Origin of the sequence: Lacticaseibacillus sp. 866-1, from assembly GCF_016861825.1 — a bacterium.
Lineage (GTDB): Bacteria > Bacillota > Bacilli > Lactobacillales > Lactobacillaceae > Lacticaseibacillus.
Genome location: NZ_BOLU01000001.1, coordinates 104,940 through 127,113 on the forward strand (window position 1 = coordinate 104,940; position 22,174 = coordinate 127,113).

Genomic DNA, 22,174 nt, shown 5'->3' on the forward strand with positions numbered 1-22,174 from the left:
CTGAAGTGCGCTTGGGTGTCTGTTTATTTCGTATGCGTAATGGGCGCCTGCTTCGGCGCAGTCTCCTGGTCCGGGAAAGCAACGGTGAAGGTCGTCCCCTCACCCTGCTTGGACTGCACATCGATTGTGCCGCCGTGCAGCGTGACCAGTTGGTGCACGATGGCGAGCCCCAACCCGGATTCGCCGTACTTTGTGTTCTTCCGGGATGGGTCGGCTTTGTAGTAACGTTCCCAGATGTTTTTAACCTGGTCTTCAGTCATCCCGATGCCGGTATCGGCAACGCTCAATTCGGTTTGATGGTACCCTGTTTTGGCCGTGACCGTGATCGTCCCGTTTTGAGTGAACTGAATCGCATTTTGGATGATGTTGACCATCACCTGAACAAACCGGTCACGGTCCGCGTAGACCTGAACGTCCGGACTGGCCTTGAGCACGAGTTTATCCTTGGCGTCTTCCGCCTTCTGCTTGAGCTGGACCTTGATCTCGCCCAACGCTTCGGTCGCGTTAAACGTCTGTTTCTTCAGCAAAATCTGGTTAGTCCGGATCTTCTCGTAGTCCAGATTTTCGTTGACCAGGCGAATCAGCCGGTTGGTTTCATTGCGCATCAGCTGAATGGACTCGCCCTTACTTTCCTCAGGAATCGCATCGTAGGCCAGCCCTTCCAGCAGGCCGTTGATGGTCGTCAGCGGGGTGCGCATCTCATGCGCGGCATCAGCCATGAACTGGCGGCGGCGCTCCTCTTGGCGGTGGATCTCCGCCTGACTGTCACGAAGCGAGCCGACCATGTCTTGAAAGTCGTCGGCTAGACCGGCAACCTCATCATGCGTGCGACTGTTGATCTTGACATCGACATCGTAATTGCCTTCCGCGACTTGGTGCGTGACCTGCCGCAACCGGTTGATCCGGTTGACCTGGTACCGCGCCAACACATAGCTGAGGACAATGGCGACCAAAAGCGACAGCAAAAAGGCGATGAACAAATTATACTCAGTTCGGCGCAGCGAGCTTTGGATGTTATCGACCGGCGCGAAGGCTGCGATCACAAACAGCAGCTTGCCAGACAAAAAGACTGGCTTGTAGTAAATGGTCATGCTCTGCTGTTTGCCGTTGCGCGGGTTCGTGGTGAGCTCCGGCAGCGCCACGGCGTCGCCATTTTCCAGCTGCTTCCAGTACTTACCCGCGATCGCGGTGGCCTGACCCTCAGCTGTTTGCGGATAGCGCACAGTATTAGTGGCATCATAGATCATGAAGTGGACATTCTGCTTCTTCAGAATCTCCTCGGAGTGGGCGATAAATTCCGTGTTGATCAAGTAGGTGTTCGGATCCACCGCGTGATCCTTGAGCACGTCGGTGTATTCCTCCAGCTGATCAAAGCTGTTCTGCCACACCGTGCTTGAGGTCGAGCGAATGAACATCACCGAAATAATCGCCATTGCGACGATCAGAACGCCGAAAAACGCCAGCATCTGTTGATAGAGCAGTTTCACTGGTCCAACCCGGAATCGTCAAACTTATACCCGACTCCCCAGACCGTCTGGATGATTTGCGGCCCGGCCTTTTCGATTTTCTGGCGCAGCTTTTTGATGTGCGCATCCACGGTCCGCTCGTCACCGTAATACTCATAGTCCCAAACCAGCTGCAGCAGCTGCTCACGAGAAAAGACTTGCTTCGGGTTCGCCGCCAAGGTGTGGAGCAGGTCAAATTCCTTAGGGGTTAGGCCGTCAATCTCCTTGCCGTCCAGGAAGGCCTCACGCGTTTTCGTGCTCAGCTTGAAGTGATCCGTGACCACGTCAAAGTCGCCTTCGCTTTGCTGCTCTGCCGCGGCCGGCTCGACGGTCTCTGCCCGGCGATGCAGCGCCTTGATGCGCGCCACCAGCGTGATTGGCGAAAACGGCTTGGTCACGTAGTCATCCGCGCCCAACTCCAGGCCAAGCACCTGATCGCTTTCGGAGTCCCGCGCCGTCAGCATGATCAGCGGTACGGTTTTGGACAGCTTCCGAATCTCCTGGGCCACCTCCATGCCGTCCATTTTCGGCAGGTTTAAGTCCAGCGTAATGATGTCGAAGGAGTCCGGCGCCGCCTTAAACATGGCCAGACCGGACTCGCCATCGTAGGCATTGTCAACCTCCCACTGCTCCTTTTTAAAAAACATGTCCATCATCTGGGCAACACTTTCATTATCTTCGATCATCAAGATTTTCATTTAACAGCCTCTTCTAATTAGTCGTTCACTATCTCATTATAATTCCAGCGTAGCACGCTGCACAGTTCTTTGACAAAGGTTTTAACAGCGTGATAGGATGTAGTTTGCGAGTTATGGGGACGTAATGGTCTCGACATTGGTCGTTTCGCCAGTGGTGCACTCCGGAGGCTCGGCTCCGTCATCAACGGAACACAGTTTTAACTGCAAACAATAATGAATCATCTTACGCTCTGGCTGCCTAACAACAGTCTTTAGCGTGATCCTCCCGGTGTCGCACTAGCGCCGGATCTGGGTCTCAATCAATAGTGCTACGGGTCGCCTTCCCACCTGAAGGCGCGGCCAAGAGATAATCAGGTTAGCATTGTGCCGTTAGCCCTGCGCGTCGGCGCTCGCGCAATGCGAAATCCCAAGTAGGCGCACTATGAGTGTAGAGCTGTTGGTAGGAAGGCTGATGGACAGGGGTTCGATTCCCCTCGTCTCCATTGTTAGTGAGTATTGGTTTGTATTAAACGCCATAAATACCGTGAGAACGGGTTTATGGCGTTTTTGTTTGAGTCAGAATTGCATTGTTTAGAATTCCAGGTGCACATTCAGTACACAGACAGTATCTCGCACGGGTACGAAATACCCGCTATTAAATTATGAAGATTTTATGATAGCAACGACTAGTTTCTGAACAAAAACCTGCCGAGTCAATGGCCGGAAACTGTCAAACCCAAGCTAATTCTCCAGCTTCGTATTTTAGCCACTATTTGGGAGTGGACTCGCCGCCCTTAGCCGGGTCACCAAAATACTTTTCAATCTGGGCGGCCATCTTGGCCCTTTCGGCGGCTGTCACGTCGTCAACCCCCGCCGGCTTTTGATCATAAATCGGGTCTTCAACAGGCCAACTACCATCCGCCTGAGCTTGTGCAACAATTGCCCGACCGCCTTCACCCAGGCGGTCATAGGCGCTGGCTGCACTGATACCGCCATCTTCCGCATACGCCTGAATCGTTAGCTTTTCAGTTCGATAGGCTCGCGAGATCGTCGACTGCGAAACACCGAGCAGCTTGGCGACCTCAGCCTGCGACTTGCCGGCTTCGTCGATCAGTTGGAGCATCTTGCGCGTTTGCTCTGGTGTGAGTGCCGGCTTGCGGCCCTCACGATAGTCGGGGTTGTGCGCCTTAGCAAAATCCTTGCCCGCCTGGGTGCGCTCAACAATGCCGGTGTTTTCCATCTCCACGACTGCCGCCAAAATTCTAACAGTCAGCCGCCCAACGATTGTGTCGTCGATCACACCTAAGTTAAGGACGTTGAGGGCAACGCCTTTTTCCCGCAACGTCTTAATCAGATTCAGTGCCTCGCTCGGGCTGGCAGTCAGCCGACTCAGTCTCGTCACCGTGATCGTGTCACCCTGCCGCACCTGGTTCAGCAATGAATTGAGGCGGTGCCGATTCACGCGCTTGTTGGTGTATTTTTCTTTGAAAACCTGATCAACGCCATATTTTTTGAGCTGCGCAACCTGCTGACCAACTGTCTGAGCTGCTGATGTGACCCGTGCATAACCATAATTCATGCCTGCTACCTCCTGCCATGAGAATGACTTTTGCATATAAGTTATGAATAATCAGGAATATTCTACTGCCTTGGTGTCAGTTAGTCAATCACGACTAGTTGACCGCGAACAAAAACGCACCGGCAAGCTCGCCGATAAGCAAATTTGCTTATCACCCGCGCTAACGGTGCGTTTTCACTTACTTACTCACGACTTCTTTGGATGCTGCAACTGGGCCAGCACTGAGAGCGCCAGCAGCAAGGCCAGGGCCGCGGCAGTGGCGATGGCAGTGTCCCGGCTGAAAAACATCACCACGAAGACAAAGCCTAAAAAGGCCAGGACATACCAATCACCAAGTGGGAACAGCGGCGCCGAGAACAGCCCGCGTTCGGGGTGACGTTTCTTATGCCGCAAATGGGCGATAATGATCATCATCCAAACAAACAGGAAACAGACTGTGGCAACGCTTGTGACAAGGGTGAACACAGAGGCCGGCAGCACGGCGTTCAGTGCCACTGCGACGGCGATGACCCCACTGCTGACCAGCAAACTGCGCACCGGGACCTGGCGCCTTGACAGTTTGGCCAGTGCATGCAGCCGTGGTCGGGTGATGCTGAGTTCAAACAACAAACGCCCGGCACTGTATATTGCCGCCATGCAGGCCGAACCAGCGGCTGTCAGCACCACGAAGTTGACAATGCTGGCCGCGGCGGGAATGTGCAGACTATTGAACACTTGCACAAACGGGCTGCCGTTTGCCGCAACTTTTGACCACGGAAATATACTCATTAGGACAATCAACGCACCGACGTACAGCACAATGACCAACACAGGCAGCGAATTGAGCACCCGCGGCAGTGTGTGCTTCGGATCATGGGTCTCGGCGGCCGTTAGCCCCACCTGCTCGATGCTGGTGAAGGAGAAAGCCACCATTTGAAAGGACAGCATGAAGCCCCACAGCCCTTTGGGAAAAAGGCCACCGTGGCTGGTCAAGTTGGCAAGACTTGCTGCGCCTGCAGTGGTTGGCGCGTGGCCAAAAATCATGAATGCGCCAATGACAATCAAGGCCCCAATCGCGACGACTTTGATCATCGAAAACCAAAACTCGAACTCGCCAAACGACCCCACCGCGCTCAAGTTGACTGCCAGCAGCAGCACCAGTGCAACCAGCGCCGGCAGCCACTGCGGTAGGCTTGGCCACCAGAAGCGGATGTAGACCCCAATCGCCGTGACCTGCGCCATCGCGATCGCGACCCAGCAAAACCAATAAGTCCAGCCGGTGACGAAAGCGGCTCGAGGCCCCAGGTGATGCCGAATGAGATCGAGAAACGACCGGTCACCGGAATCGGCCAGCAGCAGTTCCCCCAGCGCTCGAAGCAGGAAAAAACACATCACGCCGGCCAGCAGGTAGGCAAAAATCAGCGCCGGACCGGCGACGTGAATGGATTGGCCCGCCCCCAGGAAAAGGCCGGTGCCGATTGTGCCGCCGATGGCCATCAGCTGGATGTGCCGAGCGGAGAGGTTGCGGGCAAGTTCGTCTTGAATGTTATGGTCAGCCATGCAATGATCCTTTCTGTTCGTGCCGGTCGTGCCAGACCCGGCCAAAGGTGACGAGCATCACCCAGGCCGCGGCAAGCAGCGCCGGAATCGCAGTCGTTTTAGACATAAGCATGATAATAGCAACTGCGATAAAGAACAGCAAGACCAAATAATCGCCTACCGGATAAAACGGCGCCACATATCCTTGCGCGTGCGGATTTTGCCGGCGATAACGGATGTGCGCCAGGATGATCATCCCCCACACGAACAGGAAACTGGTCGTTGCGACACTTGAAATCAGCGTGAACACGGCACTGGGGAGGAAAATATTGAGCAGCACTGCGATGGCGATCAAAGCCGCCGAGCCCAGGATCGCATTGGCCGGCACCTGCCGCCGGGACAACCGTCCAAACGGCTTTAGGACTCGGTTTTTGGTGCCAATGGTCAGCGAGAACAGCATCCGCCCGGTGGTGAAGAGGCTGGAGTTGCAGGCCGACGCCGCGGCCGTGAGAACCACGAAGTTAATGATGTCAGCGGCGGCCCTGATGCCCACATTACTGAACACCTGAACAAAGGGGCTCGAGTCCGGTGACACCGCAGACCACGGATAGATACACATGATCACCGCCAGCGCACCCAGATAAAACAGGATCACCCGCACCGGCAACTCATTGATGGCCTCAGGAATCACCTTTTTCGGGTTGGCCGTCTCCCCAGCGGTCATGCCGACCATTTCGATGCCCGCAAAACTAAACGTCACCATCTGAAACGACGCTAAAAACCCGCGCACGCCTTTGGGGAAAAAGCCGCCGTAATTGACCAAATTGGACACAGCAGCGTGCCCGCTGGCAGTCGGATAATGGGTCGCGATCATCCAGCAGCCGATAATAATCAGCCCGATGATGGCCCCCACTTTGATCAGGGCAAACCAAAACTCGGTTTCACCGAATACGCCAACCGAAATCAGGTTCATTAGCAGCAAGATTACCAGCGCGATTAGCCCCGGCAACCACTGCGGCAAGCTCGGGAACCAGAACCGAATGTACAGCCCAATCGCCGTGACTTCTGCCATCGCGATCGCCAGCCAGCAGATCCAGTAAGTCCACCCCACAACAAACCCCGCGCGCGCGCCAAGGTAACGCTTGATGAAGTCGACGAACGAATGCTGCGACAGATCGGACATCAATAGCTCGCCCATCGCACGCATCATCAGGAAGCACACGAGCCCGGCAATCAGATACGCCAAAAGGATCGAAGGCCCGGCGACGTGAATCGACTGGCCCGCTCCAAGAAACAGGCCCGTCCCGATGGTGCCCCCGATCGCGATCAGCTGAACGTGGCGCCCTTTTAAACTGCGTGATAGCTCTTGTTCTGGTTTGGCTTGCATGAACTTCCCTCCGACATAGTAGTTCCATTGTAATAGCCGATTTACCGCCATTCAAAGTCAAGCATGCCGGTTTCACACAAAAGCCGCGGCCTCAACGCGATGAGACCGCGGCTGTATTCATTTTCTTAATTATTTGATGAAATTATCTCACTCATCAATGATGACCCGCGCGGGATCCATTCTTTTATCCAAAAATGCCTTGAGGACTGCCGGGGACTGCGACAAACGCAGCTTGGCAATCGTCACGCTGCCGACCATTGGCGCCACCTCGGTCAACCCCGTCGGCAGCACCGTGAGATGAAGCGCCGTCAGCGTATTCAGCCCGCGGACCGCCCCAATTCGCGTGATCAGGGAATCGGCGGTCACGCCATTGCGCCAAAAGCCGAACAGTCCCAACATCCCGGTGATGAAGAAGCCGCTGATGTAGTCGGCTGGCGTGCGACTAGTCAGCACCGTGAAAATACCGATCATCACCGCGGCCGCCCAGTAAAACCACTGGAAAAAGCGGTTGGGCCGGGCCGTGAACACCAGCTGCGTCCGCACGTAGACCAGCACCGCGGCGGCGATCACAAACACCGCGAGATAGACATAACTAAAAATCGTCATTGGGCTCCCCCATTCAAAAAAACGGCCACAGGGGCCGCTTTGTCTACTTGCCGAGGCGCACCACGTCGCGGGCAATCATCAGCTCTTCGTTGGTTGGCACCAACAGCACCTTAACCTTGGAATCGTCACTGGAAATCAGGCGTTCCTTAGCCATGACGTTGTTGCGCTCGTCGTCGATCTTGGCGCCAAAGACAGCAAGCCCATCGATGATCCGCTTGCGCATCACGATGTCGCCTTCGCCCATGCCAGCGGTAAAGACCAGGGCATCAACACCGCCCATTTCGGCGATGTAACCGGCGACGTACTTGATGATTCGGTTAGCAAAGATGTCGATGGCCAGCTGCGAAGCCGGGCGGGTATCGCGGGTCTTTTCAAGCTCACGCATATCCGGGGACAGACCTGACAGCGCGTAGATTCCCGACTCCTTGTTCAAGATATCGATCATCTTTTCGGGATCGGTGATGTTGAGTTTTTGCATCAAAAACGCCACCAGTGAGGCGTCGATGTCGCCGCTGCGGGTACTCATGGTCACCCCAGCCAGTGGCGTGAAGCCCATCGAGGTATCAAAGGACTTGCCGTCTTTTTCCGCCGTGATCGACACGCCGGAGCCCAAGTGCATGGTGACCATTCGCAGGTCTTCCAGCGGCTTGCCCAAGAGTTCAGCAGCGCGGTGGGACACGTAGCGGTGACTGGTGCCGTGCGCGCCGTACTTGCGGGCGCCGAATTTTTCGTAGTATTCCGGCTTAATGGAGTACAGGTAATTCATCTTTGGCATCGTCGTGTGGAAAGAGGTATCAAACACGCCAACTTCCGGCACGCCGGGCAGCAGCTTCATAAAGGCGCGCACCCCTTCTGCTTCCGCTGGATTATGGAGCGGCGCGTATTCGGAAAGGGCTTCAACTTCCTTCAAAGACTTCTCGTCGAGCTTCTCCGACTCCTTGAAGCGTTCGCCCCCCGCGACAATGCGGTGGCCGACGCCCTGGATCTCCTGGTAGTCGCTGATGATTTTCAGGTCCAGCAGCGCCTTGAGCAGCATATCCACGGCCATGTCCGCGGTGGGAATGTCCTGGTTGACCACGTACTTCTGGCCGTCGCCGTACTTGACCTTAAATTCGGAATTCGGCAGCCCCATGCGGTCGACCATGCCCTCGGCGATGACTTTTTCTTCAGGCATGTTGAACAGTTTCCACTTCAGAGTTGAGCTACCGGCATTAATGGCTAAAATTTTTGGCATTTGAACATCTCTCCTACGCTAGATTTTGAGCGGCCCAGCTGTGCACTGAGTCGATGAATTTACTGAATGCATCCCGATCGGTAAGCTCAGGGAACGACCCGATCAGCACTTGCTTGGCCTGCTTAGTTCCGGCTCCTGGCTTTTGCAGGATCAACAGCGACTTTTGCGCCGAAGCCTTGGCAAACAGCGACTGCGGCAAGTTGAGCAAGCCTTGAAAGTGGGCACTGGCCGTCAGCCAGGCCGTCAAGCCTTCTGCCTCACTCGACTGGAACACCGTGCTCGGTACGAAAAATAGCCCGAGGCCGCCAGCTTTCAGCGCCCGCAGGCTCTGCTCGATCAACAGGTGGTGCGCATACGAGTGCCCGCTTTTGGCCGCAGTGGCAAATTGCTTAGCTCGCTCATCAAGCGGGTAAAAGCCCACTGGCAGGTCGGACACGACAAGCGCCGCATCGTGGGTCGCAAGCGGCCCCAGTGCGTCCTCGTGCAGCAGCTCAACATCTTGGTGTTGCATCTGGCTGCTCATTCCCGCAAACGCCAGCAGCGTCTCGTCGTTATCGACACCCACGCCTTTGACCTTAACATTCAGGGCTGTTTTCAGCTGATTCATCACTGCAAACAGCAAGTTCCCCGTCCCCACCGCCAAATCGGCAACGGTGAGCGCCTCAGGAACCGGCTGCAGGAAGACACTGGCAATAAAGGTTGCCAGCTCGGCCATCGCATCCGGCGTCACTTGCTTATTCGGTTCGATAGCATCGATTTGAATGGCTTTGACCAGGACCAGCTGCAACGCCTGCCGGCATTCCTCGGCGGTAAAAGTGGTCAGATCCAGAGGATCAAAAATGGCGGTCAGCTTGCTGACGGTCCCCTGATCCGGCACGCCGTCTTGAACGGTGATCGTGCCGGCAAGCAGGTCCTCACCCGCCTCTGTTGCCGCCTCAAAGTAACTAGTCTTGACCTGCTTATGCAGCAGGCTGGTTGCTTGATCCAGTGCCTGATACAGTGTTTCCATGTGCTCGTTGGCCACGCTGTTGCCCCCTTATAATCGTACAAAACCATTCTACCGATGCAGGGGGGCTTATTCAAGCTGATAATGTTCAGGGCTGCACAACTTCACCCCCGGATTCCGGGGATTGGGTCCGCTTCCATTTTTCGTATGCTGCAGTGAACGCTTGCTCTTCGAGCTGCAGCTGCCGGGTATAGGTGACTCGCCAGCTGGCAAACTGCCGCAACGCGGCAGTGCTGACAAGCGTCACCAAAAGCAGCAGCATGATAGCACTCAGTAGTGCACTAGCGCGTCGTTTTATCATTGAGCACTCCTGTCAGGCGGGCGCCGCTGAGCATAAACAACTCATAACGCACGCTGCCCGGACCAATGTCAGTCAACCGAATCTTGGCCACCCCATAAATCAGCGGTGTGGTGCCGGGGCCACTCTCGGTCCCTGACCCTTGAAGGTAGGATCCAGAAGCGGTGCGCCGAACCTCTAGTTTGAGGTGCTGATATTGAACGCCACCGGTCACGGGAGTTGGGTCGCGGTCCGGCACGTTATAGTATAAAGAAGTCGGCATGACAGTTTTGAATTCAGCCCTTTTGGCCATGTACGGGGTGAGCGTGTTCGCCATTTGCAGCATGGCCACCTCTTGATTTAGATTGGGCAGCTGACGCACCGCACCCAGTACCGGCCGCCAGATCAGCAGCAAGCCACTCATCAGCGCCAAGGCCACCAGCACCTCAGCGAGCGTCATCGCTGAATGGAAACCAGAATTTTTGTCCATCCGTTTGCCGCACCTCCACCCCATCGGCCTTGATTGCGACCGCGTAGGTCTCTTTTCCAAACCACACCGTCGTTTCACCAGTACCGGGATGGGCCGCCAGCGCGGTGCGAGCGGCATAGCGAACCGCCACTGCCTGCCGCACTGGCATCACCTGCACCTGATACTGATGGGCCAGCAGGGTCAACCAGCTCACCAAAATGGCGGTGACGATCAGCGCGCCCAGGTGCTCCGCCAACACACTCGCCTTTCTCATTCGTTCTTGCGTACCATCACCCCCCACTGCATCATGACCACCAGCCTCACATACTTGCCATTGCCTCGGCGAAATACGATGGTGCCACTGTCGACGGCCCCACTCGCAAAAAATTTGTACTGCACCTTGGAAGTCTTGAGTCCGCTGGCTGTTAACACCCCAATGGGGGACAGCGACAGCGAATCTGGCAGCGCAATGAAATAATCACCTGCACCGAGTGCGCCTTGCTCCTGAAACCTCACGCGCTGAGTCGTAATGGTCATCCATCCTTGCCCGTCGCCCTGTCTGACGTGCTGGCGGAGTTGGTCCCACCCGTCGACGACCTGAGCCAAAAACTGCTCCTCGCGCTCGCGGATCACCAGGCCGCGACCGACCACCATCACGCCGGCACTCATCATGATGAAAATGCTTAGTGCCAGCAGCACCTCAACCATTGTAAATGCGCGTCTCATTTGAGCTTAAATCCTGGTGGCGAGTCCGCCGAGTAATTGGCCACGTCTCCCAGCTGACTGCTTTGAGCCCTAGTAATGATTCCGGCCTGCACCAAAGCTTCAACACTCCGAAACTCGGTTTTGTCGCTGTCAGGCTGCTCGTACGCAATCGTGATTTGCGCGTTGACGGTTTCGACCATTGCCCGGCTTTGACGCACCTTCGCCTGTTCAACCTGTCCTTGGATCGTGACCACTAACGTCAACGTCAGCACAATAATCAGCGCCAATGCTGCCAGCACCTCGATCAAGGTAAACGCCTTGCGTTTCTTCATGGCAATCCTCCTAAATTGTCGTAAAGCGGTAGCAATAATTCTCGATACATCATGACGATTTGCAGTCCGATCAAAATAAACATCACCGGTTGCACCATCGCCAGCCAGCGCTCAATGCGCTCTTCAAATCGCGCCAACAGCTGCTGGGCAAACAGCGCCATCCCCGCCTCCACGAGAGCTTGCGGCTGACCCATCAGCAGCAGTTCCCGCGCCGGGGGAAAAATCAGGCGATGATTCAGTGCTGACTCGATCGACTCCCCTGCAGTCAAGCGGGCTTGCACCATCAAGCCTACCGGGACCAAGGGATTGGCCGCGTCCTCACTAAGCGCCTCAAAGTAACTGACCAACGGCAGACCGGCCCCTAGATACTGCGCCAGACCGCTGACAAATTGATACTGATAGTATTCGATTGCCAGCACTCGAATGACCGGCACGCGCTGAAACAGGCCGGCTCGCCCGACCGGGGTCAGCCGGCGAAGAGCAACGAACCCACCGCCCAACAGCATGGCCAGCACACCGCCGCCAATCAGCTCCGTGCGGACGAAGCTCGCGTGAGTGCCGCCCAGCATTGGCAAGACCCCCACCAACAACACTGTCTGGATGACTCCCAGCAGACCAAGTAAAAGCACCGGATACACCATGAGCTGTCTGAGTTTGTGGCGGCTAGTCGTCTGCACCCGCACCAGTGCCGCGGCATCGTGAAGCGCGCTTGCCAGGTGGCCGTGGTGCTCCGCCAGCCTTAGCTGCGCGATAATTTGAGGATGAAAGTGAAGCTCGGCTAGGCTTTCGCCCAGACCGTTGCCCGCCGCGAGTCGCTCGTCCAGCAGCCGCCACAATGCGGCTTGCTCCTTGAAGGTCAATGTGATCAATGTCAGGGCCTGGCGCAGTGAAAACCCAGCGGACAATTCCTGACTGAGTTGTTCACAAACGGCCAGTTGAGTGGCCAAGGCTAACCGCCGCTTAGTCATTTGCTGCCTCCTCGTGCACCAGCACCGAAACCACCGGGTGGACCACTGGGTCGCTTTCCAGGTGCACATCCGCGCTCATGCGCAGCGCCGCCTGCACCAGCGGCCTGGCCACCCCAAGCGCAGTCAACCGCAGCGGCACCTGCGCCGCCTGCTTCGCGTGCACCGTCGTCAGCACCACATGCCCGGAAATTGCGGCCTCACACGCCGCCTGCGCCGTTTCAAAATCCCGGATCTCGCCGATCACCAGCACATCGGGCCGCTTCCGCAGCGCTGCCTTCAGTAAACTGGCGTAGCTCATTCCCGCCTCGGGATTCACCTGCAGCTGCAAAAACGCCGGGGCGGCGATTTCCACCGGGTCCTCGATCGTCATCACCATGCGCGCCTGCCCCAGCGCCGTCGCCACCTGATACAGGAGCGTCGTCTTGCCGCTGCCGGTCGGGCCACACAGCGCAAGCATCCGCTGCTGATTCAACCGATCGACCAAGTCTTCGACAATCGGGGCGGTCCATTCGTCTAGGCCTGGTACGCCGTAGATCAGCCGTGCGACGAGTGCCTCCTGATTCGTGTAGTCGCCCACTGTACTGAGTCGCAGCGTGATGCCAAGCTGCGCCAACGGCAGCGCCCCGAGCTGCGGTCTTCTGGTTTCGGCAACGTTCATCCCGGCGTCATACTTCAACGCCCTGATCCAGCTGGCCCCTTCCCCAAGCGTCCGAACCGTAGCCTCGCCCCAGCCGGTTGCCGTTCGGATCAGCACAGTCACGCCAGTGGGTTTGGGCAGAAAATAAACATCACTGGCCAGTGCGGCGCGCGCCTTTTCAAATATCTCAAGCAGTCCAGCCTCCATCTTTCTCACCTCGCCAAAAGATTTCGCTAGGGACACAAAAACACCCCTCAGAAGTTGAGGGGTGCATGAATCGCATTTGACTCAAATTGCCTTAGTTGGCGAGATCTTCATCGGGCCACTTGGCCGAGGTGTAGACGTTTTGCACGTCGTCGTTATCTTCCAGCGCATCAATCATGTTCTGGAAGGTCTCAAGCTTGTCCTCTGGAATCGGCACCGTGTTTTCCGGAACCATCGTCAGCTCGGAAGTCGTGAAATGGAAGCCTTGGGACTCAAGCGCATCGCGCACAGCGGCGAAATCTTTAGGGTCGGTGTAAATTTCAAACTCGTCGTCTGAAGTCTGCAAATCTTCCGCTCCGGCTTCAAGAACAGCCTCGAGCATTTGATCCTCATCAACGTCCAGCCCTTCGCGATCGATCACAAAGTAGCCTTTACGATTAAACATATATGAAACCGCGCCGGCGCCAGCCATGGTGCCGCCGTGACGGGTAATCGCCACGCGCACATCGGAGCTGGTGCGGTTCTTGTTATCAGTCAGCGCTTCGACCAACACACCGATGCCAGCCGGGCCGTAACCTTCGTATTGGACTTCATCATACTGAGTGGTGTCGCCACCCTCGGCTTTATCTAACGCGCGCTTGATATTGTCCTTGGGCATGTTGGCAGCCCGGGCTTTATCCATGACCAACCGCAGCGACGGGTTGTTGTCTGGGTCAGAACCACCTTGCTTTGCTGCCATGAAAAGCTCACGGGAGATTTTTTGGAAAATTTTACCGCGCTTGGCATCCTGAGCGTTCTTCCGGCCCTGGATGTTGTGCCACTTGGAATGTCCTGACATCTTAAACCCTCTTTTCGAAAAATTAGTATGGACATAAACGCTATTGAGTATAGCAAAAAAACAGGGGCTATTCAACGCGTCGCGGCGCGCTTCTTGTGCTGACGGCGCCGACTGGCAACCAGCAGTGCGACCAGGATTCCGAGCAGCGCCCCGACTGTATCCAGCATCACGTCCTGAAACAGCGGCGTGCGGTCGGCCGTCAGCATCTGGTGAAACTCATCAAAGGCCGCGACCCCAGTACTGCTGAACAGGGTCAACACCAGTCTCAGCCACCGCGGCTTGACCCAGTCTCGCAGCCCCAGAAAAGCCGCCAGGCCAAAGAGAAAAAAGCTCCCAAAATGGGCCAGCTTACGCAGGAAAAACTCAACCAGTCCAGACAATCCCATGGCCTGAATCGAAACGTGCTGCGCCGCCCAGTAAAAATCGATGTGATTCAAAAACGCCCAGCCTGAATGCGCCGGCAGCAGTGTGTTCAGCTCGGGCACGAGGCTCTGAGCGTGATACGGCATACTGGAACTGATGAACAAACCAATCATCACGACCAGATTGAGCCACAGCCAGTTGTATTTTTTGACCATCGACATCCCTCCGCTGCCATCAGTTTATCACATCAAAACGCGGCTGACGGCCAGTGCTCGCGGCCGCCAAGCACCAACAAAATTGACGCCGCCATCTTTTCTATCTATAGCCGCCACAGTTCGCTATAATTAGCGCAGACATCATGTCATCAAACTTGGGGGTGGGGCAATCATATGAAAATCAATCTGATAAATCCGGCCACGCGGCAGATCAAGCAGGCCAAAATCGGCTTTTCGTGGACAATGTTCTTCTTTGGGCTGTTCGTCCCGCTGATTCGCGGCGACTGGAAATGGTTCTTCATTCTTCTGGCCATCACGATCATCTTGGGCGTGCCGACGCTCGGCTTTGGTGGGGCGCTGGTCGGCCTAGTGTTCTCATTCATCTACAATCGGCTGTACATCAACGACCTCCTGAGCCACGGCTACGGCCCGGCGGATGACTACTCCGAAACCGCCCTGCAGAGCCACAACTTCATCGGCTAACACCACATGAATGGCAGAAAAAAGGTCCCCATCACCTGCTTGCGCACTTGCGCAGGCTGATGATGGGGACTTTTTGGTTGATTATTCGACGGTCACCGACTTGGCCAGATTGCGCGGCCGGTCGACGTCATAACCGCGGTCCAGGCTGGTAAAGTAGGCCAGCAGCTGCCCGGGAATGATGGTCAGAAGCGGTGTCAGCAGCGGATCGAGGTCATCGACGATCACCTGATCGCCCGGTTCGGCCAAGCTGGCGGAAGCAATCCGTAGCACCTTGGCGCCGCGCGCTTCAACCTCCTCGGCGTTGCTGCGCGTGCGAGCCGCCGTCACCGGATCGGTGATGAAGGCGACCACCGGCGTCTCTTGCTCGATCAAGGCAATCGTGCCGTGCTTCAGCTCCCCTGCCGCAAACCCTTCAGCCTGCACGTAAGAGATTTCCTTCAGTTTCAGCGCCGCTTCCAGGCTCACAAAGTAATCGGTGCCACGCCCAATGAAAAAGGCGTTGCGGGTGTTACCGAACATGTCTGTGGCTAGCAGATGAAGCTGCTCCTGCTGGTCGATCAGCGCCTGCTGGCCGGTCGCGGCCAGGCTGAGCTGGTGGGCGACGTCGAACGCGGCCGCTGCTGGGACCTGTTTCACCATGCCCAACGCCTTGGCCAGCAGCGCCTCAACGGCCACTTGTGCCGTGTACGCCTTGGTCGAGGCAACGGCGATTTCCGGCCCGGCCGCCAACTCAACGGCATAGTCTGCCTCACGCGCCAGAGTTGAGGTGATCACATTGGTTAAGGTCAATGACGGGTAGCCTGCCTGCTTGACATTCACCAGCACCTGCCGAATATCCGCGGTCTCGCCGCTTTGCGTGAGAAAAATGAACATCGGTTTGGCTGACAGCAGCGGCTGGTGATAGCCAAACTCAGAGGCAAGGTAAGCCTCCGTTGGCACCTTGGCGAGCTGCTCAAACAGGCTTTGCCCCACCAGCCCGGCATGATAGCTGGTGCCGGCCGCGACAATGTAAAGCCGATCTGCTGAGGCTAGCGCCTTGAGCATCGCCTGATCGAACTGCGGGGCGCCGGCTTGGTCGACGTACCGGCTAATCAAGCGCCGCATCACGGCCGGCTGCTCGGAAACTTCCTTGAGCATGTAAAACGGGAAAGTGCCCTTCTCCGCGTCAGCCGCGTCGATGCTGACGGTGATTGGCGCCCGGTCCAGACGCTCGCCGGCCGCATTTTCAATCGCGATGTCATCGGCAGTGAGCGTGACGAGTTCACCATCATTGAGCTCGATGAACTGATCGGTTTCCTGAAGCATCGCCAAGGCATCTGAGGCGACGACATTGAAGCCTTGCCCCTTGCCAACCAGCAGTGGACTCTTGTTCTTGGCCACATACAGGTGATCGGCATCCGTGCGATCTGCGAGGCAGAACGCATAGGAGCCTTCAAGCAGGCTCAGTGTTTTGGCAAAGGCGGCCTTGGCACTCAGTCCTTCGCGGGCAAAAAAGGCCACCAGCTGGACCACCACCTCGGTGTCCGTCTGACCGGCGAAGGGCACGTCGCCGAGATACTTGGCCCGCAAGGCCGCAGCGTTCGTGATCACGCCATTGTGCACCAGGTAGAACCGCTCATCGTTTGAGACGTGCGGGTGCGCGTTTTCAATCGTCGGCTTGCCGTTTGTCGCCCAACGCGTATGGCCAATGCCCATGGTCCCCTGCACCTCGGGCCCGACGGCGGCCACCAGTTGGCTAATCCGCCCCACCCGCTTGACGAGGTGATCGTGGCCTTGACCGTCGTTCACGTAGAGACCGGCCGAGTCATACCCGCGGTACTCCAGCTTTTCCAGGCCCTTGAGCAAGACCTCCGGGGCATTTTCCTTACCAACGACACCGACAATTCCGCACATAATCCCACATCCGTTTCATTTTATTGGTATAAACCATTTTCTGAATATTGGTTCATATGATTTATGTCCAAATATAGTGCTGTGTCTGGATACTGTCAACAAAAACGTCTGGCGGTATAGGGATTATTAATAAGATTGGTATAGCAAATAACCTCAAAAAAAGACCCTTGGCTCGGTAATCACTGAGCCAAGGGCCTGATTAAATACTTTACGCTTCGCCGCCCATTTCGCTTTTGACGACGGCGACAATCTGATCGACATACTGATTGACCAGGTCTGTAGTTTTAGCTTCTGCCATCACCCGGAGCAGCGGTTCGGTCCCACTTGGCCGAACCAGCACGCGGCCGTCGCCGGCCATCTCTTTTTCGACCGTATCAATTGCGGCCTGGATCGCAGGGTACTGTTGCCAGTTATTCTTGTCCGAAACTTTAACGTTGACCAGCTTTTGCGGGTAAGTGTGCACCGGCGCAGCCAGTTCGGACAGCGGCTTGCCCGTTTTCTTCATCACATTCAGCAGCTGAATGCCGGTGAGCATGCCATCCCCGGTGTTGTGGTAATCGAACAAGATCACGTGGCCGCTTTGCTCGCCGCCAATGTTGTACCCGTGCGCCCGCATCTCCTCGGACACATGCCGGTCGCCAACTGCGGTCTGAACCGACTTCATGCCGTTTGCTTCAAGCGCTTTGTACATCCCCAGGTTGGACATGACCGTGGTCACGACCGTGTCCTGCTTAAGCCGACCCTGGGCCTTCATGTAGCTGCCCAAAATGAACATGATCTTGTCGCCGTCAACGATCTGGCCATTTTCATCCACCGCAATGCACCGATCACCATCACCATCGAAAGCCAGCCCGACTTGGGCCCCTTTTTCGACCACAAACTTGGCCAGTGCTTCCGGATGCGTCGAGCCAACGCCCTTATTGATATTGATGCCGTCAGGATGAGTCGCCATGGTGTCAAACTCCGTGTCCAGATCAGCAAACAGACGCGCCACCAAAGCGCTCGTGGCCCCGTTCGCCGCATCCAGTGCGACGTGAATCCCGGTCAAATCATCTGACAAGGTCTGCTCGAGAAACTGCGTATACTTGAGTGCGCCTTCAGGATAGTCATTGACGTGGCCTAGACCCTCGGCCGCCGGGCGCGGCAAGGTATCCTCCGGGGCATCCAGCAAGGCTTCGATCTCATCTTCGGTTTCATCTGACAGCTTGTAGCCATCCGGGCCGAAGAATTTGATGCCATTGTCTTCTGCCGGGTTGTGACTGGCGGAAATCTGAATGCCGGCGTCGGCGCTTTGCACCTTGATCAGATACGCCACTGCAGGCGTCGTGATGACGCCTAGTGACAGCACCTCAATGCCTACTGACAGCAGGCCGGAGATTAAGGATTCGGCCAGCATTTCACCAGATGCACGGGTATCGCGAGCGACCAGCACCAAGGGCTTTTTTGCCGTGTCCTTCGCGTGCTCAGTCAGTACGTACCCGCCGCAGCGCCCCAGCCGAAACGCGAGCTCCGGACTCAGCTCCTGATTTGCGATACCTCGAACCCCGTCAGTGCCAAAATACTTCGTCATGCCAAATGCCTCATTTCTGAATTTTTTATGGTTGATTTATTTTTCCACAGAACTGCTCGATGCGCTCGAGACGCTGGACGAGTCACTACTGCTGCTCGACTCGCTTGCGCCGGTACCGCCGGCAGTGGGATCCGTCATCAGGGTCACCTGAACCTTGATGGTCCGCGGAGCGCTGGAAACAATACCAGTGGCCGCCGTGCTCAGGCGAACCGTCAGTGAGGTGCTCTTGTTAATTTTTGAGATGTCGATCGGCACGGTCAGCGTGTCAATTTTTTTCAGTGCCGCGCGTGTGCCATAAATCGTGGCAGTCGTGGTGTCAGTATTCAACGTGAAGCTGGTGCCATGGGGCACCGTCCCGGTTTGCTTCAAGACCACCGCGACCTTCTTGCTCGGCAGACTGACTGGCAGGTGAACGTGAACTGTCGCTGGAGAAAGGACCACGTTCAATGTGTTGCCGTCCTCATCCAGCGCCTGAAGCAGGACTTCTTGATCGACGTCAGCTTTGGTGTTGCGCGTCATCACAAGGTTCGCGACCACTTGGTAGACCCGGTTGATTTCGCCTTTACCGCCGGTGACCTCAGCCGTTTCCGAACTCAACTGGGCCGTATCCGCACTGTAGCCAGGCGCCAGACTATCTGCATTGTACTTGACTTGAATCGGCATCTTGCGCGTGCGCCGATCCTGAATCGTCACTTTAATGGTCTGCGGTTTGATGGCATAAGTGAGGTCTTTGTTTAACCCCTGCTCCTTGAGCCGGACGGTGTGGGTGCCCACGCCAAGGCCGGTCAGATCCGCGACAACGCGGAAATTCAACGTGTTGGCAGTCATGGTAACCAAACTGGTGCTGCCTTCCAGATCCACCGTCACCCGCTGCGGATAACCGGTGATGAAATACTTGTCGGTGTCCGCCTTCAACTCCAAGGGCACTCGCAGCGTGCGTTTGGTCGTCGCCGTGACTGCGGCGCCATTGTTGCCATTATTCTGCGCCCGATTGATTTGCTCCGCATTGACGTAACCGAAAAGCGCGATGGCGAGCACTAAGGCGAGGACCCGGTAGAACCACTTGCTGTCCCAGAGTTTGCTAAAGTCAAATTTCATCGCTTGGTCCCTCCCTTGCGTTTCAAATCAGAGAAGAACGTCTGGAACCGATTCTGCTTCTCGGTGTCTTGTGGAATCAGCTGAGCCTTGAACAGCTTCAGGTAATCCGTCCGCGTCAAATCGCGGATCAAATGGTTGTTGGTCGTGACGGTCACCCCGCCTGTTTCCTCGGAGATGACAACCGTCAGCGCGTCGGTCACTTCGCTGATCCCGACTGCGGCCCGGTGCCGAGTCCCTAATTCCTTGGGGATTAGGCTGCTTTCCGAAAGCGGCAGGTAGGCGGCGGCGACGGCGATGCGGTTATCGCGAATGATCACCGCCCCGTCGTGTAGCGGCGTGTTGGGAATGAAAATATTGATCAGCAGTTCCCCCGATACATCCGCATCAATGGGAATCCCCGTTTCAATGTAATCCTCGAGGCCAGTGTTTTGCTGAATCGTGATCAACGCGCCAATCCGCCGCTTGCTCATGTATTGAATGGCCTTGTCCAGCTCCTTGACCAGTCGCTCTTCCTGCTGATGCTCGTCAGTGCGCGTCCATGGCAGAACCGAGCCGCGGCCCAAGTGCTCCAGCCCGCGCCGAATTTCTGGTTGAAAAATGATGACCATTGCGGGTACCGACCAGGTGATGATCATGTCGACCATGTAGCCGACGGTGTGCAGCTGCAGGATCAGGGACACGACCTTGATTGCCACGATCACGAACACGCCCTTGAGCAGCTGGACGGCCTTGGTCCCACGAACCAGCATGATCAGGCGATAGACCACATACCAAACGACAAGAATGTCGATCAGACTGGTCACCGTCGACCAGCGCAGTATATTACTGAGAAAATCCTGCATAGCCTGTCCTCCATCTTTATTATCGACTTATTATACCACGGCGGCCCCATCGTTCTTTCAGACCTTTTGCGCGCCTGTTTCGGCAAAATATTTTTCTGTACCAGTTCAGAGAATATGTATTCGGTTGCAAAAAATGGGAACCTCTAGTGAAATCATGAACAGACAGTGTGCCCTGAGCGTCATCAGCGCACTGGCCAAGGCTCGTTTGAAACGTCGCTCATCACCTGTTATACCATGTTTTCAGCGTGTTTACATTTGTTTTCAAGACGTTAGGATGAAGGTAATCAGACACGGAAAGGTCGATCATCATGGCAAAAGTTGCTGCAATGAAACACGCTGAACGTCAGGCGGACCCAAGCACCGAAGTCAACACCTTGGTCAGCACGGCTCAGCTCGCGTTCAACACCTACTCTCGATTCACCCAGGAACAAGTCGACAACATCACCCAGGCGGTGACAGCCGCCGCCCGTGCGCACGCCAAGGACTTGGCATTTCTCGCTTGGAAGGAAACTGGCCGCGGCAATGCCGAAGACAAGGCCATCAAAAACATCTACGCGAGCCAATACATCTGGAATTCGATCAAAGATGTGAAAACCGTCGGCATGATTGAGGAAGACCGCGTCAACGGACTGACTAAATACGCAGAACCACTCGGCATTTTGGCCGGCGTCACCCCTGTGACCAACCCGACATCCACGGTTATTTTTAAAGCAATTCTCGCACTTAAAACTCGCAATGCCATCATCTTCGGCCTGCACCCACAGGCCCAGCAGTGCGGCGCTGCCACGGTCAAAATCCTCGAAGCCGCCGCGGTCAAGGCCGGGGCCCCAGCCGGCCTCATTCAATGCATTCACCACCCCAGCATCGAGGCGTCTAGTGCCCTCATGAATCATCAAGGCGTCGCGCTGGTGCTGGCGACCGGCGGGCCGAGCCTCGTCAAGGCCGCCTATTCGACTGGTAAGCCCGCCCTGGGCGTCGGCCCGGGCAACGCCCCTGCCTATATAGAAAAGACCGCGGACATCGCTTCAGCGGTCAACGATATCCTATTAAGTAAGTCTTTTGACAACTCGATGGTCTGCGCCTCAGAAAACAGCATCGTTGTCGATCGGGCCATTTACCCGGCTGTTCGCAAGGCGTTCAGCCAGCGCGGTGCCTACTTTGTGCCGGAAAGTGAAATCGCGCAGCTCAGCCGGACCGTCATCGATCCGCAAAGACACACTGTACGCGGCCCGATTGCCGGTCAAAGTGCTGAGAAAATCGCGCGGCTGGCCGGCATTACAGTCCCGAAAGGCACCAAATTGCTGATTGCCAAACTTGATGGGATTGGCCAGAACTTCCCGCTGTCTGGGGAGAAGCTGTGCCCGGTGCTCGGCCTGTACATCGCCAATGACCAGGCCAGCGCCTTCAACCTGTGCCAAGGCCTGCTTAACTATGGCGGCCTCGGCCACACCGCGGCGCTTCACACCACCGACGAAAAAGTGATCGCCGCGTTTGGTGAACGCATGCCAGCGTGCCGGATTCTGGTCAACTCGCCTGCGTCCTTGGGCGGAATTGGCGGTTTGTTCAACCACTTGACCCCGTCGCTGACGCTAGGGACGGGCTCCTACGGCAAGAATTCTATCTCTCATAACCTGACCGCCATGGACCTGCTGAATATCAAAACCGTGGCGCGCGCTACTCGCCATCCCAACGAGCTGATCGGTGAACTCCGCGATTTGATCCATGCAAATTAATCGTTTTCTCATTTTGTCAGTACGCCAGTTTGGCC

Annotated in this window: 23 protein-coding genes and 1 other RNA gene; 3 read left to right on the forward strand and 21 right to left on the reverse strand. The window is 56.2% G+C overall.

From position 1 onward, the window contains the following. Window positions 1-23 precede the first annotated feature (23 nt). Complete coding sequence (locus JUE30_RS00600; RefSeq protein ID WP_203623171.1) at window positions 24-1,487, reverse strand: cell wall metabolism sensor histidine kinase WalK; 1,464 nt, start codon at window positions 1,485-1,487, stop codon at window positions 24-26. Continuing rightward, a complete protein-coding gene (locus tag JUE30_RS00605) occupies window positions 1,484-2,203 on the reverse strand; it encodes a response regulator transcription factor (RefSeq protein WP_203623172.1) in 720 nt (239 codons plus the stop codon). Before JUE30_RS00605 ends, JUE30_RS00600 begins: the two co-directional genes overlap by 4 nt. 115 nt (window positions 2,204-2,318) lie before the next feature. On the opposite strand from JUE30_RS00605, the gene ssrA reads away from it, so the two are divergent. Further along, window positions 2,319-2,688: a transfer-messenger RNA gene (gene ssrA, locus JUE30_RS00610) on the forward strand. Window positions 2,689-2,951: 263 nt separating this feature from the next. On the opposite strand, the gene JUE30_RS00615 is transcribed toward ssrA, so the two are convergent. From JUE30_RS00615 to JUE30_RS00685, 15 genes are all read right to left on the reverse strand, one after another. After that, a complete protein-coding gene (locus JUE30_RS00615) occupies window positions 2,952-3,761 on the reverse strand; it encodes a recombinase family protein (RefSeq protein WP_203623173.1) in 810 nt (269 codons plus the stop codon). 186 nt (window positions 3,762-3,947) lie between these two features. Further along, a complete protein-coding gene (locus JUE30_RS00620; RefSeq protein ID WP_203623174.1) occupies window positions 3,948-5,300 on the reverse strand; it encodes an amino acid permease in 1,353 nt (450 codons plus the stop codon). After that, window positions 5,293-6,666 (reverse strand): amino acid permease, encoded by a 1,374-nt coding sequence (locus JUE30_RS00625; RefSeq protein ID WP_203623175.1) that lies wholly within the window; start codon window positions 6,664-6,666, stop codon window positions 5,293-5,295. Before JUE30_RS00625 ends, JUE30_RS00620 begins: the two co-directional genes overlap by 8 nt. Before the next feature lie 147 nt (window positions 6,667-6,813). Beyond that, entirely contained in the window at window positions 6,814-7,272 is a 459-nt protein-coding gene (locus JUE30_RS00630) for a hypothetical protein (protein ID WP_203623176.1), read from the reverse strand. 43 nt (window positions 7,273-7,315) lie between these two features. Next, complete coding sequence (locus JUE30_RS00635) at window positions 7,316-8,506, reverse strand: acetate/propionate family kinase (RefSeq protein WP_125756550.1); 1,191 nt, start codon at window positions 8,504-8,506, stop codon at window positions 7,316-7,318. 13 nt (window positions 8,507-8,519) lie between these two features. After that, window positions 8,520-9,530, reverse strand: coding sequence for a class I SAM-dependent methyltransferase (locus tag JUE30_RS00640; protein ID WP_203623177.1), 1,011 nt, complete (start codon window positions 9,528-9,530; stop codon window positions 8,520-8,522). 70 nt (window positions 9,531-9,600) lie between these two features. After that, entirely contained in the window at window positions 9,601-9,813 is a 213-nt protein-coding gene (locus JUE30_RS00645; RefSeq protein ID WP_125756546.1) for a hypothetical protein, read from the reverse strand. After that, window positions 9,794-10,279: a hypothetical protein gene (locus JUE30_RS00650; protein ID WP_203623178.1), complete on the reverse strand. Its 486-nt coding sequence runs from the start codon at window positions 10,277-10,279 to the stop codon at window positions 9,794-9,796. The genes JUE30_RS00645 and JUE30_RS00650 overlap by 20 nt, the downstream gene beginning before the upstream one ends. Then, complete coding sequence (locus JUE30_RS00655) at window positions 10,236-10,532, reverse strand: hypothetical protein (RefSeq protein ID WP_125756542.1); 297 nt, start codon at window positions 10,530-10,532, stop codon at window positions 10,236-10,238. The genes JUE30_RS00650 and JUE30_RS00655 overlap by 44 nt, the downstream gene beginning before the upstream one ends. Next, the gene (locus tag JUE30_RS00660; protein ID WP_125756540.1) at window positions 10,529-10,984 is read right to left on the reverse strand and encodes a type II secretion system protein; all 456 of its coding nucleotides are present in this window, start codon (window positions 10,982-10,984) and stop codon (window positions 10,529-10,531) included. The genes JUE30_RS00655 and JUE30_RS00660 overlap by 4 nt, the downstream gene beginning before the upstream one ends. Continuing rightward, window positions 10,981-11,295, reverse strand: a complete 315-nt coding sequence (locus JUE30_RS00665; protein WP_203623179.1) for a type II secretion system protein — start codon at window positions 11,293-11,295, stop codon at window positions 10,981-10,983. Before JUE30_RS00665 ends, JUE30_RS00660 begins: the two co-directional genes overlap by 4 nt. After that, entirely contained in the window at window positions 11,292-12,263 is a 972-nt protein-coding gene (locus tag JUE30_RS00670; RefSeq protein ID WP_203623180.1) for a type II secretion system F family protein, read from the reverse strand. Before JUE30_RS00670 ends, JUE30_RS00665 begins: the two co-directional genes overlap by 4 nt. Beyond that, window positions 12,256-13,107, reverse strand: coding sequence for an ATPase, T2SS/T4P/T4SS family (locus tag JUE30_RS00675; protein ID WP_203623181.1), 852 nt, complete (start codon window positions 13,105-13,107; stop codon window positions 12,256-12,258). The genes JUE30_RS00670 and JUE30_RS00675 overlap by 8 nt, the downstream gene beginning before the upstream one ends. A gap of 91 nt (window positions 13,108-13,198) precedes the next feature. Further along, the gene (locus JUE30_RS00680) at window positions 13,199-13,942 is read right to left on the reverse strand and encodes a YebC/PmpR family DNA-binding transcriptional regulator (protein ID WP_203623182.1); all 744 of its coding nucleotides are present in this window, start codon (window positions 13,940-13,942) and stop codon (window positions 13,199-13,201) included. 71 nt (window positions 13,943-14,013) lie between these two features. Further along, window positions 14,014-14,520 carry a VanZ family protein gene (locus JUE30_RS00685; RefSeq protein WP_239061333.1) on the reverse strand — a complete coding sequence of 169 codons (507 nt, stop codon included), beginning with the start codon at window positions 14,518-14,520 and terminating at the stop codon, window positions 14,014-14,016. Between the two features lie 174 nt (window positions 14,521-14,694). Here JUE30_RS00685 and JUE30_RS00690 point away from each other — a divergent pair, with 174 nt between their 5' ends. Continuing rightward, window positions 14,695-15,003 carry a DUF2628 domain-containing protein gene (locus JUE30_RS00690; RefSeq protein ID WP_203623184.1) on the forward strand — a complete coding sequence of 103 codons (309 nt, stop codon included), beginning with the start codon at window positions 14,695-14,697 and terminating at the stop codon, window positions 15,001-15,003. Window positions 15,004-15,084: 81 nt separating this feature from the next. Here the strand turns inward: JUE30_RS00690 and glmS are convergent, their stop codons facing one another. From glmS to cdaA, 4 genes are all read right to left on the reverse strand, one after another. Next, complete coding sequence (gene glmS, locus JUE30_RS00695) at window positions 15,085-16,896, reverse strand: glutamine--fructose-6-phosphate transaminase (isomerizing) (protein ID WP_203623185.1); 1,812 nt, start codon at window positions 16,894-16,896, stop codon at window positions 15,085-15,087. 208 nt (window positions 16,897-17,104) lie between these two features. Continuing rightward, window positions 17,105-18,466, reverse strand: a complete 1,362-nt coding sequence (glmM, locus tag JUE30_RS00700) for a phosphoglucosamine mutase (RefSeq protein ID WP_125756522.1) — start codon at window positions 18,464-18,466, stop codon at window positions 17,105-17,107. Window positions 18,467-18,502: 36 nt separating this feature from the next. Then, window positions 18,503-19,564, reverse strand: a complete 1,062-nt coding sequence (locus tag JUE30_RS00705) for a YbbR-like domain-containing protein (RefSeq protein ID WP_203623186.1) — start codon at window positions 19,562-19,564, stop codon at window positions 18,503-18,505. Next, window positions 19,561-20,406, reverse strand: a complete 846-nt coding sequence (cdaA, locus tag JUE30_RS00710; protein ID WP_203623187.1) for a diadenylate cyclase CdaA — start codon at window positions 20,404-20,406, stop codon at window positions 19,561-19,563. The genes JUE30_RS00705 and cdaA overlap by 4 nt, the downstream gene beginning before the upstream one ends. A gap of 308 nt (window positions 20,407-20,714) precedes the next feature. Between cdaA and JUE30_RS00715 the strand changes: the two genes are divergently transcribed. Further along, entirely contained in the window at window positions 20,715-22,139 is a 1,425-nt protein-coding gene (locus JUE30_RS00715) for an aldehyde dehydrogenase family protein (protein ID WP_203623188.1), read from the forward strand. The last annotated feature ends 35 nt before the right edge of the window (window positions 22,140-22,174 follow it).

Excerpts from the sequence above, each read along its gene's own strand:
- JUE30_RS00605 (WP_203623172.1), bottom strand. The coding sequence starts at position 2,203 with ATGAAAATCTTGATGATCGAAGATAATGAAAGTGTTGCCCAGATGATG.
- JUE30_RS00615 (WP_203623173.1), bottom strand. The coding sequence starts at position 3,761 with ATGAATTATGGTTATGCACGGGTCACATCAGCAGCTCAGACAGTTGGT.
- JUE30_RS00620 (WP_203623174.1), bottom strand. The coding sequence starts at position 5,300 with ATGGCTGACCATAACATTCAAGACGAACTTGCCCGCAACCTCTCCGCT.
- JUE30_RS00625 (WP_203623175.1), bottom strand. The coding sequence starts at position 6,666 with ATGCAAGCCAAACCAGAACAAGAGCTATCACGCAGTTTAAAAGGGCGC.
- JUE30_RS00630 (WP_203623176.1), bottom strand. The coding sequence starts at position 7,272 with ATGACGATTTTTAGTTATGTCTATCTCGCGGTGTTTGTGATCGCCGCC.
- JUE30_RS00635 (WP_125756550.1), bottom strand. The coding sequence starts at position 8,506 with ATGCCAAAAATTTTAGCCATTAATGCCGGTAGCTCAACTCTGAAGTGG.
- JUE30_RS00645 (WP_125756546.1), bottom strand. The coding sequence starts at position 9,813 with ATGATAAAACGACGCGCTAGTGCACTACTGAGTGCTATCATGCTGCTG.
- JUE30_RS00650 (WP_203623178.1), bottom strand. The coding sequence starts at position 10,279 with ATGGACAAAAATTCTGGTTTCCATTCAGCGATGACGCTCGCTGAGGTG.
- JUE30_RS00655 (WP_125756542.1), bottom strand. The coding sequence starts at position 10,532 with ATGAGAAAGGCGAGTGTGTTGGCGGAGCACCTGGGCGCGCTGATCGTC.
- JUE30_RS00660 (WP_125756540.1), bottom strand. The coding sequence starts at position 10,984 with ATGAGACGCGCATTTACAATGGTTGAGGTGCTGCTGGCACTAAGCATT.
- JUE30_RS00665 (WP_203623179.1), bottom strand. The coding sequence starts at position 11,295 with ATGAAGAAACGCAAGGCGTTTACCTTGATCGAGGTGCTGGCAGCATTG.
- JUE30_RS00670 (WP_203623180.1), bottom strand. The coding sequence starts at position 12,263 with ATGACTAAGCGGCGGTTAGCCTTGGCCACTCAACTGGCCGTTTGTGAA.
- JUE30_RS00675 (WP_203623181.1), bottom strand. The coding sequence starts at position 13,107 with ATGGAGGCTGGACTGCTTGAGATATTTGAAAAGGCGCGCGCCGCACTG.
- JUE30_RS00680 (WP_203623182.1), bottom strand. The coding sequence starts at position 13,942 with ATGTCAGGACATTCCAAGTGGCACAACATCCAGGGCCGGAAGAACGCT.
- JUE30_RS00685 (WP_239061333.1), bottom strand. The coding sequence starts at position 14,520 with ATGGTCAAAAAATACAACTGGCTGTGGCTCAATCTGGTCGTGATGATT.
- JUE30_RS00690 (WP_203623184.1), top strand. The coding sequence starts at position 14,695 with ATGAAAATCAATCTGATAAATCCGGCCACGCGGCAGATCAAGCAGGCC.
- glmS (WP_203623185.1), bottom strand. The coding sequence starts at position 16,896 with ATGTGCGGAATTGTCGGTGTCGTTGGTAAGGAAAATGCCCCGGAGGTC.
- glmM (WP_125756522.1), bottom strand. The coding sequence starts at position 18,466 with ATGACGAAGTATTTTGGCACTGACGGGGTTCGAGGTATCGCAAATCAG.
- JUE30_RS00705 (WP_203623186.1), bottom strand. The coding sequence starts at position 19,564 with ATGAAATTTGACTTTAGCAAACTCTGGGACAGCAAGTGGTTCTACCGG.
- cdaA (WP_203623187.1), bottom strand. The coding sequence starts at position 20,406 with ATGCAGGATTTTCTCAGTAATATACTGCGCTGGTCGACGGTGACCAGT.
- JUE30_RS00715 (WP_203623188.1), top strand. The coding sequence starts at position 20,715 with ATGGCAAAAGTTGCTGCAATGAAACACGCTGAACGTCAGGCGGACCCA.